Source organism: Streptomyces sp. NBC_00239, assembly GCF_036194065.1.
Lineage (GTDB): Bacteria > Actinomycetota > Actinomycetes > Streptomycetales > Streptomycetaceae > Streptomyces.
Genome location: NZ_CP108095.1, coordinates 5,619,208 through 5,631,745 on the forward strand (window position 1 = coordinate 5,619,208; position 12,538 = coordinate 5,631,745).

General features: G+C 72.3%; 13 protein-coding genes. 4 read left to right on the plus strand and 9 right to left on the minus strand.

Translation table 11 applies throughout. The features are described from left to right. Nucleotides 1–85: 85 nt before the first annotated feature. Entirely contained in the window at nt 86–727 is a 642-nt protein-coding gene (locus OG764_RS24715; protein WP_328970614.1) for an HNH endonuclease family protein, read from the minus strand. Nucleotides 728–1,204: 477 nt separating this feature from the next. Here OG764_RS24715 and OG764_RS24720 point away from each other — a divergent pair, with 477 nt between their 5' ends. Then, nucleotides 1,205–1,783, plus strand: coding sequence for a TMEM165/GDT1 family protein (locus OG764_RS24720; RefSeq protein ID WP_328970615.1), 579 nt, complete (start codon nt 1,205–1,207; stop codon nt 1,781–1,783). 78 nt (nt 1,784–1,861) lie between these two features. Here the strand turns inward: OG764_RS24720 and OG764_RS24725 are convergent, their stop codons facing one another. The 6 genes from OG764_RS24725 to OG764_RS24750 all read right to left on the minus strand — a co-directional run bounded on the left by OG764_RS24725 (nt 1,862) and on the right by OG764_RS24750 (nt 6,134). Further along, nucleotides 1,862–2,074 (minus strand): DUF397 domain-containing protein, encoded by a 213-nt coding sequence (locus OG764_RS24725; RefSeq protein WP_328970616.1) that lies wholly within the window; start codon nt 2,072–2,074, stop codon nt 1,862–1,864. A gap of 28 nt (nt 2,075–2,102) precedes the next feature. Continuing rightward, nucleotides 2,103–2,300 carry a DUF397 domain-containing protein gene (locus OG764_RS24730; protein WP_328970617.1) on the minus strand — a complete coding sequence of 66 codons (198 nt, stop codon included), beginning with the start codon at nt 2,298–2,300 and terminating at the stop codon, nt 2,103–2,105. Beyond that, nucleotides 2,297–3,130 carry a helix-turn-helix domain-containing protein gene (locus OG764_RS24735; protein WP_328973150.1) on the minus strand — a complete coding sequence of 278 codons (834 nt, stop codon included), beginning with the start codon at nt 3,128–3,130 and terminating at the stop codon, nt 2,297–2,299. The genes OG764_RS24730 and OG764_RS24735 overlap by 4 nt, the downstream gene beginning before the upstream one ends. A gap of 85 nt (nt 3,131–3,215) precedes the next feature. Continuing rightward, nucleotides 3,216–3,341, minus strand: a complete 126-nt coding sequence (locus tag OG764_RS24740; RefSeq protein ID WP_328970618.1) for a hypothetical protein — start codon at nt 3,339–3,341, stop codon at nt 3,216–3,218. A gap of 255 nt (nt 3,342–3,596) precedes the next feature. Beyond that, a complete protein-coding gene (locus OG764_RS24745) occupies nt 3,597–4,286 on the minus strand; it encodes an HAD-IA family hydrolase (RefSeq protein ID WP_328970619.1) in 690 nt (229 codons plus the stop codon). 510 nt (nt 4,287–4,796) lie between these two features. Then, nucleotides 4,797–6,134: a peptidoglycan-binding protein gene (locus OG764_RS24750; protein ID WP_328970620.1), complete on the minus strand. Its 1,338-nt coding sequence runs from the start codon at nt 6,132–6,134 to the stop codon at nt 4,797–4,799. Nucleotides 6,135–6,154: 20 nt separating this feature from the next. On the opposite strand from OG764_RS24750, the gene OG764_RS24755 reads away from it, so the two are divergent. Continuing rightward, nucleotides 6,155–8,320 (plus strand): MDR family MFS transporter, encoded by a 2,166-nt coding sequence (locus OG764_RS24755; RefSeq protein ID WP_328970621.1) that lies wholly within the window; start codon nt 6,155–6,157, stop codon nt 8,318–8,320. A gap of 164 nt (nt 8,321–8,484) precedes the next feature. Here OG764_RS24755 and OG764_RS24760 read toward each other — a convergent pair whose 3' ends face one another. After that, on the minus strand, nt 8,485–8,979 hold the full coding sequence (locus OG764_RS24760) for a GNAT family N-acetyltransferase (RefSeq protein WP_328970622.1): 495 nt from the start codon (nt 8,977–8,979) through the stop codon (nt 8,485–8,487). Between the two features lie 106 nt (nt 8,980–9,085). On the opposite strand from OG764_RS24760, the gene OG764_RS24765 reads away from it, so the two are divergent. Beyond that, the gene (locus OG764_RS24765) at nt 9,086–9,481 is read left to right on the plus strand and encodes a nuclear transport factor 2 family protein (protein ID WP_328970623.1); all 396 of its coding nucleotides are present in this window, start codon (nt 9,086–9,088) and stop codon (nt 9,479–9,481) included. A gap of 57 nt (nt 9,482–9,538) precedes the next feature. Here the strand turns inward: OG764_RS24765 and OG764_RS24770 are convergent, their stop codons facing one another. Beyond that, nucleotides 9,539–9,868: an antibiotic biosynthesis monooxygenase family protein gene (locus OG764_RS24770; RefSeq protein WP_328970624.1), complete on the minus strand. Its 330-nt coding sequence runs from the start codon at nt 9,866–9,868 to the stop codon at nt 9,539–9,541. A gap of 304 nt (nt 9,869–10,172) precedes the next feature. Between OG764_RS24770 and OG764_RS24775 the strand changes: the two genes are divergently transcribed. Continuing rightward, entirely contained in the window at nt 10,173–12,308 is a 2,136-nt protein-coding gene (locus OG764_RS24775; protein ID WP_328970625.1) for a bifunctional glycosyltransferase 87/phosphatase PAP2 family protein, read from the plus strand. Nucleotides 12,309–12,538 lie beyond the last annotated feature (230 nt).

Consider the following 12,538-nt stretch of genomic DNA (forward strand, 5'->3'; position numbering starts at 1 on the left):
GCCCCTTGAATCAAGGTACGACGGGGAGGGGGACGATGGTTCCGGATCGCTCCGGGAGATCCGGTATTCCGCCAGGTGGGACCGGTCAGCAGCCGTTGAGGACGTTCGTGAGGGCGGTCTTCTCGGCGGAGTCCATGCTCAGGCCGTAGTACTGCTTCACGTCGACCCAGGCGCGGGCGTAGGTGCAGCGGTAGGCGGTGCGGGACGGCAGCCAGGTGCCCGGGTCCTGGTCGCTCTTGGCCTGGTTGACGTTGTCGGTCACGGCGATCAGCTGCGGCCGGGTGAGGTCGTTGGCGAACTGCTGGCGCTTGGTGGTGGTCCAGGAGTTCGCGCCCGAGCGCCAGGCCTCGGCGAGGGGCACCATGTGGTCGATGTCCAGGTCGGAGGCGACGGTCCAGGTGGCGCCGTCGTACTCGGAGTACCAGCTGCCGCTCACGGAGGCGCAGGCGGAGTCGGTGACCACGTTCACGCCGTCGCGCTTGAGGACGGTCTCGCGGGTGTTACAGGTGCCCGAGACGGTGCTCCAGTGCGGGAACAGGGTCCGGCTGTAACCGCTGGTGGAACCCGCCGGCTGCGGGGTCACCGTGGCCAGGTAGGCGCGCGCGGCGGCGGCGCTGATCGGGGCGGGCATCGCGGCCTGGGCGGCGGGAGCGTTCACGAGGGCGGCGGTGGCGAGCGTTCCGATTGCTGCGAGCATGCCAAATCGACGCGCGTAGATACCGGACATGAGGGACTCCTCGGTGCGGGGGGCTGGCGGCGTAAGGACCCCGGCGGGGCCCGGCCATCGTGGCGGCGCCGGGTTTCGCCCAGGCGGGCGCCAGGTGACAGCGTGGCGACATGGGCACGTCAGATCAAGGTGCCCAACCGGCGAGATTCAAGCGGAAGTTGAGATTCCAGGCGATTGCGGGCGGTGCTCCGGTCGGATATGGGCCGAAGGTCCCTTACAGGCCGCGCGGGGCGTCCCGTATCCTGGAGGCGCAGAAGGGGAGTAGCTCTTCGCCGGACCGTCGACATACTGCTGGGTCATCCCAGCCGGCGCCCGGAGGCAGGCCGTGGTCGTTCCGACCGGCGGCGGGCCAGCGAGACCTTCGGCCGCAATGTCCTTGTGTACCCACAGGGCGTTGTCGAGCCGAAGCGACCCCTGAAGAACCCCAGGTCTCTCGGTACGGCAGCGTTCTGCCCGACCGATTGAGGAAACCCCTCCGTGATCAGCTTCACCATCATGGCGATCGTCTTCGGCCTCGTCTTCGTCGCCGAGCTGCCCGACAAGACGGCCCTCGCCGGACTCATGCTCGGCACCCGCTACCGCGCGTCGTACGTCTTCGCCGGTGTCGCCGCCGCCTTCGCCGTGCACGTGGCGCTCGCCATCGCGGCCGGCAGCGTGCTGACGCTGCTGCCGCACCGGCTGGTGCAGGCGGTCGTCGGTGTCCTGTTCCTGGCCGGCGCGGCGATGCTGCTGCTGAAGAAGGACGACGGGGACGAGGAGGTCAAGGCGCCCGCCGACCAGTCCTTCTGGAAGGTCTCCGGGGCGGGCTTCATGCTGATCCTGGTCGCCGAGTTCGGCGACCTGACCCAGATCATGACCGCGAACCTGGCCGCCCGCTACGACGACCCGCTCTCCGTCGGCCTCGGCGCGGTGCTGGCCCTGTGGGCGGTCGCTGGCCTGGGCATCGTCGGCGGCCGCACGCTGATGAAGTACGTGCCGCTCCGCCTGATCACGAAGATCGCCGCCGCCGCGATGGTCGCGATGGCGGCCTTCAGCCTGTACGAGGCGATCGCCTGACCCGTCCGGCAGGACCGGTCACGGAGGGGCCCCGCCACTTCCCACCTCGGTGGAGTGGCGGGGCCCTGTCCGTGCCGGTCAGACGCCGACGCCGCCGAGCCGGTCGCCCTTGACGCCTGCGATGAACGCGGCGAACGCGGCGGCGGTGACGTCCAGCACCGGACCGCGCGCGTTCTTGGAGTCGCGGACGGGGACCACGCCGAGCGAACCGGCGAGGTTGGCGGCGACCTCGACGCACTGGCCGCCGTTGTTGCTGTACGAGGACTTGTACCAGTGGAGTTCGGACGTCACGGGGTGCCCTTTCGTACGGGGTGGCGGGTCAGAGCTGCCCGGTCTTGACGCCGGCCACGAACGCGGCGAACGCGCCGGTGGCGATGTCCAGCACGGGGCCGCTGGTGTTCTTGGAGTCGCGGACGGGGACGATGCCGTGCGAACCGGCGAGGTTGGCGGCGACCTCGACGCACTGGCCGCCGTTGCTGCTGTAAGAGGACTTGTACCAGTGGGGCTCGGTCGTCACAGGATGCCCTTTCGTACCTCGTGGATCATGGCCGCGGATGTCGCCTGCGACATCGCTTCGACCTGTAGTTGATGGTAGGCCGTCAACATCGGGTGTACGAACCTCATATCGCGCTCCAGCCGCCCCTGGTGTGCAGATTCGGAGTATGCGATGTGAGACCTGTTGTCCGCCAAGGTCAGCAGCGTTACCGGCAGGTCGAACGAGCGGCGCTCGCCGAGGTCGTAGGGTGCGATCTGGACGACGGTGTGCGGCAGTTGGGCAAAGGCGATCAAGTGCGCCAACTGGGCGGCCATGCCTTTGGTGCCTCCGACGAGCCTTCGGATGCAGCTCTCGTCCAGAACCGCGTAGATCTGCGGTGGGGGAGTTCGCTCCATGGATGCCTGGCGTCGCGCCAGGAGTGTGAGCCGCTCGTCTGCCTGCCGGGTGGTGATCGCTCCTCGCTGCACGGCGCCTGATGCGATCGCGGCAGCGTACTCCGGGGTCTGGAGAAGTCCCGGGATGATGCCCACTTCGAAGAGTCGGACCTCTGCCGCAACCGCCTCGTGCGTTACGTACTCCGGGAACCCCTCCAGCAAGGCTGTTTGGCGGACTGCTCTGCCCTGCTCTTCGAATTGGTCGCCTGTCCCGAACGCTTTGTCAGCACTTGCTGAAAAGTGAGGAGTTGGAGAGCGTCGACCAGTTTCGACAGCTGAAATGTGCGTCCCCGAGTACCCCATCCGCTCTGCCAGGTCGTCCTGAGTCCAGCCGCGTTCATCCCGCAGCATGCGCAAACGCCGACCGAACGCCGCGCCTGGTGAATCTGTGGGATCCAACTTCTTCCGGTTCAACAGTCACCGCCCAACTCTCCGAGCAAACAACGCAAGTTGAGGACACGTCGACTGTAGGTCAGGCTGGGACCGCTCGGTAGCGGAATGACTACACAGAGGAGCGGTCGCCCATGGAGGCGTACCAGGAGAGCCGGGAGAACGCGGACACGGACGTGGATTCGTTCGAGTACGCGACGTACAGCCCGGACCCCCAGACGTGCCCGGCGTGTGACATGCCGATTCCGGTCGGGACGCTCGTACGGCGGGGGATGAACTGTCGGCCGGACGGGCCGCCCGTGGTCGCGTACTGGCACACCCGTTGCGTACGCGCGGACGGCTCGCGGTGACCCGTCACGAACACCCGGCGCCGCGGCCGGAACGTACGTACAGCCGCCGCATGCCGTGGCCGTCACGGCGGGGGCGGTCGCGTGGATCGTCTGCGTGGCGGTCGTCGTCGCCCGCGGGTGGGGCGCCTGAAGGTGCGGCGGGGTCAGGCGGCCGCGGGCGTCACGGTCAGGGTGATCGAACCGTCCGCCGCGCGCTCCACGCGGACCGCCGTCAGGTCGTTCACGTGCACGGTCGGACCGTGCTCGGCGGCGCGCGGGCCGATGCCGATCACGCGCATACCGGCCGCCAGACCGGCCTCGATGCCCGCGCCGGAGTCCTCGAAGACGATGCAGTCGGCGGGGGCGAAGCCCAGTTCGGCGGCGCCCTTGAGGAAGCCCTCCGGGTCCGGCTTGCTGGCGGAGACCGACTCGGCGGTGACCCGGACGTCGGGCATCGGGAGCGCGGCGGCCGCCATGCGGGCCGTGGACAGGGGCCGGTCGGCCGAGGTGACGAGCGCGTGCGGGAGGTCGGCGATGGCGGCCATGAAGGCGGCCGCGCCGCCGACCGGGACCACGCCGTCCATGTCCGCGGTCTCGCGGGCGAGCATCACGGCGTTGTCGGCGTAATTGAGTTCCATCGGGCGGTCCGGGAGCAGGACGGCCATGGTCGCGTAGCCCTGGCGGCCGTGGACGACCTTCAGGGCCTCGTCGGCGTCCAGTCCGTGCTCCAGCGCCCAGGCGCGCCAGCACCGTTCTACCACCGCGTCCGAGTTGACCAGGGTGCCGTCCATGTCCAGGAGGAGGGCGCGGGCGGTCAGGACGACAGGGGCGGTGGCGGTGGTGCTGGCCGGCATCGGCGGGGCTCCAGACGGGCGCGGAAAGAGAACAAGCAGCCCCGCCCACCGGTCAGGGAGTGAAGGCGGGGCCACTTTGTTTCTACACGATACAAAATACAGGCTGGTCTACGCCAGTGCCGGCGTGTCGCCGGAGAATGCGGGATCGGTGCGGAGTGTGGGCCGCGCCCCGCCGATTCCGGCTTCGCCGGTGAGTAGGGGCTTGCGCGGAGTGGCGGACATCACGGGCTCGTGGGGCAATCCCAGCCTCGCCGGCGTTTGAGGAGCGGGTCCGGGCGGAGCCCGGTGCCCGGCGGAGCCGGGTTGTTCTTGGGGCTCCGCCCCAAACCCCGCGCCTCAAACGCCGGCGAGGCTGGATGTTGTGCCCCGGGGCACCGGCGAGGCTGAGGCGGGCTGCGCCCCGGCCCCGCCCAGGGCGTCGGCGGGCTGGAAGTTGCGCCCCAGGGGTGTCGGTGAGGCTCGGAGGGCCTCCCCGGCACCGGTGAGGGGGTGTGGCGGCTGTGGGGCGGGTTACGGCTCGTGGGACTGGGCTTCCAGGGATCGGCGGGTCGCCGGGCCGTAGACGCCCTCGGGGTCGCCGATGACGTTCGCCCACTGCTGGTAGTCGGCGACGGCACTCTCCACGAAACGGCCGTACTTGCCGTTCGCCGGACCCCAGTACCAGCCCATCTCGCTCAGCCGGAGCTGGAGCTCCTCGACGTCCGGGCCGGTGTCGCCGCGCCGGAGGACCTGGCCCTGCGGCGGGGAGTTCGTCGGGCTGGGGGAGCGGGTGGCGCTCCGGGACGGTGAGGGCGAGGCGGATCCCGTGCGCGGCGCGGTGGCGGTGGCGGTGGGGGAGGCGTCGGCCGAGGCCGAGGTCGTGGCGTCCGCGGACGCGTCGGCCGTCGCCGTGGCGGCAGCGGTCGGCTCGTCGTTCTCCGTGGCCGCGCCCTCGGTGGCCGTCGGCGGGGCCGTGTCGGGGGCGAGGCTCAGGTCGGGCGCGGAGAGCTTGGGGTCGGGCAGGGCGACCCGGTCGCTCTCACCGCCATCGCCCGAGAACAGCCCGGCGGCCAGCGCACCGGCCCCGAGCACCACGACGGCCGCGCCGATCGCGAGCGGCAGCGCCCTGCGCCGCCCCCGGCCCGAGCCGTCGCGGCCGCGGGGGCCGCGACCCGCCGGCGCCCCGGGTGTCGCCTGCAACTGCACGGTCTCGTCGACGATCAGCGCCCCCGGCCCGTACCCGTCGGCCGGGGCGGGCACCTGACCGTCGGGGCCGGCCGCGCCACCGGGACCGGCGTACGCGCCGGCCGGGGCGTACGGATCGGCCCGTCCGTCCCCGTACCCGCCGTCGGGGGCGTAGGCGTCCGGCTGCCCCTGCCCCTGCCCCTGCCCCTGCCCCTGCGGGTACCCGCCGCCCGCGGCGTACGCGTCGGGCTGCCCGTACCCGCCGGGCTGCGGGTGGTCGGCGGGGCGGGCGTACGGGCTGGGAGGTGCGTACGACTCGGTGGGCGCGGGCGCGGCGGGCTGCGCGGGGGCGGACGGGTGGGCGTACGGGCCGGGCTGGGCGTACGAGCCGGGCTGGGCGTACGGGCCGTTCGGGGGGACGGGAGGGAGGACCTCGGTGACGCCGTCGGACGGGCGCGGGGACGCGCTCGGCGGGCCCCACATTTCGGCCGGGGTCGGGTGGGTGTCCGGGCTCTGGACGACGCCCAGGAGGCGCGGCGGTGCGGCCTCCGGGCCCGCGTCGCCCGCCGCGTCGGGACGGCTCATGTACGGGCGGACGCGCAGGTGGTCGAAGCCCGCTGCGGGGGAGGCGCAGGCGCACCGGCCCGCGGCAGCATCGCATTCCGGACAGCGCTCAGCGCTCACTGATGGATCCCCTCCCAGACATGTGCCTGCGATTATGCAGACCCCAGGGGGTCCGCCCAACCCGCCCGACAGGCCATATCCGGACACACCGCTCAGGATGGAACGTGAATCGTCCTGAGGAGGAGTTCATGGCTCAGGAAGTGGCCTCAGAGGCCGTGGACCCGGCTCCGGGCTCCGGCCCGGAACACACCGAACGCAGTGTGCTCGTCGCCATCGGCGCGCTCCTGCTCGGTCTGCTCATCGCCGCCCTCGACCAGACGATCGTGTCCACCGCGCTGCCGACCATCGTCAGCGACCTCGGCGGCATGGAGCACCTCTCCTGGGTCGTGACCGCCTACATGCTGGCCTCCACCGCGGCCACCCCGCTGTGGGGCAAGCTCGGTGACCAGTACGGCCGCAAGAAGCTCTTCCAGACCGCCATCGTCATCTTCCTCATCGGCTCGGCCCTCTGCGGCGTCGCCCAGGACATGCCGCAGCTCATCGGCTTCCGCGCCCTCCAAGGCCTGGGCGGCGGCGGCCTGATGGTGCTGTCGATGGCGATCGTCGGCGACATCGTCCCGCCCCGCGAGCGCGGCAAGTACCAGGGGCTGTTCGGCGCCGTGTTCGGCGCGACCAGCGTCCTGGGACCGCTGCTCGGCGGTCTGTTCGTCGACCACCTCAGCTGGCGCTGGGTCTTCTACATCAACATCCCCATCGGCATCGTCGCCCTCCTGGTCATCGCCGCGGTGCTGCACATCCCGGTCAAGTCCTCGAAGCACACCATCGATTACCTCGGCACCTTCCTCATCGCCTCCGTCGCCACCTGCCTGGTCCTCGTCGCCTCCCTCGGCGGCTCCACCTGGGCCTGGGGCTCGGCCCAGATCATCGGACTGGCCGTGCTGGGCGCGGTCCTGCTGGCCGCCTTCATCGCCGTCGAGAGGCGCGCCGCCGAGCCGGTGCTGCCGCTGGGCCTCTTCCGGATCCGCACGTTCACGCTCTGCTCGGTGATCAGCTTCATCGTCGGCTTCGCGATGTTCGGCGCGATGGTCTACCTGCCCACCTTCCTCCAGGTCGTCCAGGGCGTCTCGCCCACCATGTCCGGCGTCCACATGCTGCCGATGGTGCTCGGCCTGCTCATCTCCTCCACCGCCTCCGGCCAGATCGTCAGCCGCACCGGACGCTGGAAGGTCTTCCCGATCGCCGGCACCGCCGTCACCGCCGTCGGACTGCTGCTCCTGCACCAGCTCCACCGCACCAGCTCCACCTGGGAGATGAGCGCCTACTTCTTCGTCTTCGGCTTCGGGCTGGGCCTGGTCATGCAGGTGCTGGTGCTGGTCGTGCAGAACTCGGTCAGCTACGCCGACCTCGGCGTCGCCACCTCCGGCGCCACCTTCTTCCGCTCCATCGGCGCGTCCTTCGGCGTCGCCATCTTCGGCACCGTCTTCACGAACCGGCTCGACGACAAGCTCGCCGAGAGCCTCGCCGGGGCCACGCTGCCGGCCGGCGCGTCGGTGGCGCAGCTGGAGGCCGACCCGCGGGCCATCGGGCTCCTCCCGCCCGAACTCCAGCCGCGCGTCCTCGACGCCTACGCCACGTCCATCACCGACGTGTTCCTCTACGCCGTGCCCGTGGTGCTGATCGCCTTCGTCGTGGCCTGGTTCCTCAAGGAGGACAAGCTGCGGACATCGGTGACCGCGCCCGACGTCACCGAGACGCTGGCCTCCAACCCCGTGCAGCGGAGCTCGCACGACGAGGTCGCCCGGGCGCTGTCGGTCCTCGGCACGCGCGAGGGGCGGCGGCACATCTACGAGAAGATCACCGCCAAGGCGGGCTACGACCTGCTGCCCGCGTCCAGCTGGCTGCTGCTGCGGATCAACAAGTACGGGTCCGCCGAGCCGGCGGTGCTCGCCGAGCGCACGGCGGTGCCGCTGCGGGCGATCACGGATGCGGCTCGGCAGGTGGAGGAGCGGGGGCTCGCGGTGCGGGACGGGTTGCCGTTGGTCCTTACGGACCGGGGGCGGGAGGCGGCGGGGCGGCTCGCCGCGGCGCGGCAGGAGTCGTTGGCGGAGCTGTTGGGGGACTGGTGGGGGCCGGATCGGCCGACCGATCTGGTCGCGCTGGTCGGGGAGCTCAACCGGGAGCTGTGCGGGTCGGACGCGGAGGAGCCGTACGACGCGCTGCCGCGTCGGGATCACGCGGCGCGCTGAGACCCCCTGGGGCTCCGCCCCAGACCCCGCGCCTCAAACGCCGGCGGGGCTGGAGTGGGCGCTGCCCTCACCCGCGCCTCAAGCGCCGGCGGGGCTGGATTCGCCTCAAACGCCGGCGGGGCTGGAATCGCCCGAGCGCCGGCGGGGCGGGGTTTCGTGTCGGCTCAGGGGAGGGGTTTTTCGAACCAGTGTTGGGCGTAGGGGCCCGAGTTGTAGGCCGGGATTTCCTCGTAGCCGTGTTTTGCGTAGAGGGCGCGGGCTTCCACCAGGTCGGTTCTGGTGTCCAGGCGTATGCGGCGGGCACCCAGGGCGCGGGCGGCGTCTTCCAGGGCTGCCAGGAGCGCGCTGCCGCCGCCCGTGCCGCGCAGGGCGGGCCGTACGTACACGCGGGTCAGCTCCGCCGTGTCGGGGTCGAGCAGTCGCAGGCCGGCGCAGGCCGCCGGCTCGCCCGCGTACCGCCCGACGACGAACGCGCCGGTCGGCGCCGTCAGCCCGTCCGCGGGGTCGTCCGCGAGCCCCTCGTCCACCTCGGCCTCGGTGGCCGTCCGCCCCCAGTACCGGCCGGCGACCTCCGCGTAGTACGCCCGGCGCAGGCCGGTGGCCGCGGGGGTGCCGAAGTGCTCCGGGGCCACCACCCAACTGCTTTCGATCACGTTCATGGCGTCATTGTGCGGGCCCGGCGCCCCGCCCCGCGTGGAATATCCACAGGGCCGGGCGGATGATGGGAAAAGGTGTAAAACGCACGACTGAAGGGTGTGAAGCGCCATGTCGGAGCATCCGGACGCTGCTCTCGTGCGCCGTGGCTACGAGGCCTTCGGCAAGGGGGACATGGACACCATGTCCTCCCTCATGACTGCTGACGTCATCCACCACGTGCCGGGCAACAATCCGTTCTCCGGCCACCACAAGGGGCGTGAGAACGTCCTCGACCTCTACCGTCGCCTCGGCGAGGAGACGAACGGCACGATGAAGGCCGATCTGGGAACGGTGCTGGTCGACGGCCGCGGGCACGTCATGACCGTCCACACCTTCCGGGCCGACCGCGGAAACCGCGGCATCGAGATCCAGGGCGGCCTGTTCTTCACGATCGTCGGCGGGAAGATCAGCGACATCGACGAGTGCACGGCGGACATCGACGAAGAAGACGCGTTCTGGAGTTGACGCCCGCCGCAACGGCCGACGCCCGCCGGACAACCGGTGGGCGCCGTCCGTTCCCCGTCAGGCCTGCTTCGGCGCCGCCTGCTGGACGACCTCGAACGACCACAGCGTCGAGCCGGAAGCCGCCGGCTTCGGCCGCTCGCCGCCGGCCGCGCCGCCGCCCTGGTGCGCCGCCTTCATCGGGCCCTCCATCCACGCCTGGAACGCGGCCTCGTCACGCCAACGGGTGTACACGAGGTAGGTGTCGGTGCCCTCGATCGGGCGCAGCAGCTCGAACCACTCGAAGCCGTCGGAGTTCTCGACGGATCCCGCGCGCGCGGAGAACCGCTTCTCCAGCTCCTCGCGCTGCTCGGCCGGCACGGTCAATGCGTTGATCTTCACGATGCTCATGGCGCCATCCTGTCAAAGGCGCGGTGCGGCGCGAGTTGGGACCGCGCATCGCGCATCGGCCGCCGCACTATCGTCGTCCGGGCAACACCGGATCTGCCGCAGCGCAGACGAGGCGAACACGGCGGGAGGCCGGCGGGGCGTGGCGGAAGCGGCGGAGCACACCGGGGCGAACGGACATGCCGGAGTGACAGACCGCGGCGGCATACGCGGCGCGAGCGGGGTGGCCGACGGGGCGACTGCCGGCCGGGCCCGGACGGCCGCCGGATCGGCCCGGGCGGCCGCGCGCCCGACCCGCGGGGCCCGCGTGACCCGCGTGATCCTGTGGTTGGTGGCCGGCGTGCTGGCCGTCCGGCAGGCCGCCGACGTGCTGCGGCTCCCGCCCGGCGACCGGTTCGCGGGGCTCGGGTCGTGGACCGGTCCGGACGGTGTCCTGCACGTCACCGGCGGCCTCTACGAAGGGGCCGGCGCCCGCTTCACCGGTACGCCCTTCGCCGGGCTCGTCCTCGGCCCACTCGCCGGCTCCGCCCAGCAGGCCCTCGCGGTCGCGTGGACCCTGGGCACGCTGCTGCTGGTCGCGGGCGTCGCCGTCATCGCCGCACGGGCCCTGCCGGGGATGGGGACGGGGGCGGGGGCGGGCTCGGGGCAGCGGCCGGGGCGCGCCGCGGGGGTCGCCACGCCCGCCGCGATCAGCCTCATGCTGGTGTCGCTGCCGGTGCGGGACACCTTCTCGCTCGGCGAGGCGGGCATCGTCCCCGTGCTGCTGGTCCTCGTCGGCGTCGTCACGTGCGCGCCCGTGGCCACCTCCGAAACCATGTCCGAAGGCCGGGCCGGAGCGGGGGCGGGGCCCGGTGCGGGTGCGGGTGCCGGTGCCGGGGCCGGGGTGCTCGTCGGGGTCGGTGCGGCGCTCCAGCCGGCGCTGCTGCTCTTCGCGGTGCTGCTGTGGGCGACCGGCCGCCGCGCCGCCGCCCGCGCCACCGGTGCCGCCTTCGCCGGCTGCTCCCTGCTGGCCTGGGCGGCGATGCCGGGCGACTCCTGGACGTACTGGATCCACCACCTGGCCGGCGCCGGGCTCGGCGGGCCACCCGACGGGACCGCCAACCAGTCCCTGCACGGGGCGCTGCTCCGACTCGGCCTGACCGGCCCCGCCGAGATCGCCCTCTACCTGCTGCTCGCCGTCGCCGTCGGCCGCCTCGCACTGCGGCGGGCGGTCCGGTACGCGCGGGACGGGCAACTGCTGCTCGCCGCCGCGGTCACGGGCTGCGCGGCGGTCGCCGTATCGCCCGCCGGATGGCGGCACCAGCTGCTGTGGGTGCTGCTCGCGCTGGCCGGCAAGGCCGGGGTGCGGGCCGCCGACCGGCCCGTGTGGCCGGTGACCGTCCTCCTCGTGACGACCCTGTCGAGCGATGTGCTGCTGCCGAACCTGGCCGCGCTGGCGCCCGTACGGGACAACGTGCTGCTGCTGACGGCGCTCGCGGCGGCGTGCGTCGTGCCGTTCCTCGCGCGGGGGTCAGGGGGCGACGGGGGGTCGGGCGTGACGGGCGTCGGGGCGGTGGCGGTGGCGGTGTCGGTGTCGGTGCCGGTCGCTCGCGCGGCTTCGGCCTCGGGGTCGGGGTCGGGGTCGGTGACGGGGGCGTTGCCCGGGCGGGCGCGGTGGTCGCGAATACCGCTTCTGCCGTTCTGGCGGCGGGTGGCGAGCCGTCCGAACCTGCTGCTGGAACTGCTGCTGATCCGGGTCGGGTACTCGCTGTACGCGCACATCCGGGCCGCGGCGCCGGCCGGCCGGGCCGACGCGGAGCGGCACGCCGGGAGCGTCCTGTCCGCCGAGCGGGTGCTCGGGATCGACATCGAGTACGCGGTCAACCGGGCGGTGGCCGGGGTGCGTTGGCTGGAGGGCTTCTGCAACTTCTACTACACGTCGTTCCACTTCGTGGTCCCGCTGGCGGTGCTGGGGGTCCTGTACTGGCGGCGGCCAGCGGACTACCGCTGGGCGCGGGCGGCGCTGGGGCTCGCGACGGTGCTGGCGCTGGCGGGCTTCTGGCTGTTCCCGCTCGCGCCGCCACGGCTGATGCCGGGGCTTGGTTTCGTCGACACGGTGCACGGGGTGCAGGACCTCGCGCACCCGCAGTACGGGCCGATGACCGCGATCTCCAACCAGTACGCGGCGATGCCGTCGCTGCATTTCGGCTGGTCGCTGTGGTGCGGGGTGGTGGTCGGGGTGCTGGCTCCGCGGCTGTGGCAGAAGGTGGTGGGTGCGGTGCATCCGGTGGTCACGGGGTGTGTCATCGTCGCCACCGCGAATCATTGGGTGCTTGATGCGGTGGGTGGTGCGGTGGTGGTGGGGGCCGGGTTCGGGCTGGTGCGCGTGCTTTCCGGGCCGCGGACGGCGGAGCCGGGCGAAGCCCGTCAACCCCGCACCACCTTCAGCCGTGCCGGCGGCTGACGCGCGGGCCCGGGCGGAGCCCGATACCCCGCGTCACCTCCAGCCTTGCCCGCTGCCCGGCGTGACCCCCGGGGTGCAACCTCCAGCCTTGCCGGCTGCCTGGCGTGCCCCCTGGGGCGCGACCTCCAGCCTTGCCGGCTGCCCGGCGTGACGCCCGGGGCGGCGATATCCAGCCTCGCCGGCGTTTGAGGCGCGGGGTTTGGGGCGGAGCCCCAAGAACAACCCGGCTC

Bases quoted from the DNA above. Each gene is read 5' to 3' on its own strand.
- OG764_RS24715 (WP_328970614.1), bottom strand. From the start codon at position 727: ATGTCCGGTATCTACGCGCGTCGATTTGGCATGCTCGCAGCAATCGGA.
- OG764_RS24740 (WP_328970618.1), bottom strand. From the start codon at position 3,341: ATGTCACACGCCGGGCACGTCTGGGGGTCCGGGCTGTACGTCGCGTAC.
- OG764_RS24745 (WP_328970619.1), bottom strand. From the start codon at position 4,286: ATGCCGGCCAGCACCACCGCCACCGCCCCTGTCGTCCTGACCGCCCGC.
- OG764_RS24755 (WP_328970621.1), top strand. From the start codon at position 6,155: ATGTGCCTGCGATTATGCAGACCCCAGGGGGTCCGCCCAACCCGCCCG.
- OG764_RS24760 (WP_328970622.1), bottom strand. From the start codon at position 8,979: ATGAACGTGATCGAAAGCAGTTGGGTGGTGGCCCCGGAGCACTTCGGC.
- OG764_RS24765 (WP_328970623.1), top strand. From the start codon at position 9,086: ATGTCGGAGCATCCGGACGCTGCTCTCGTGCGCCGTGGCTACGAGGCC.
- OG764_RS24770 (WP_328970624.1), bottom strand. From the start codon at position 9,868: ATGAGCATCGTGAAGATCAACGCATTGACCGTGCCGGCCGAGCAGCGC.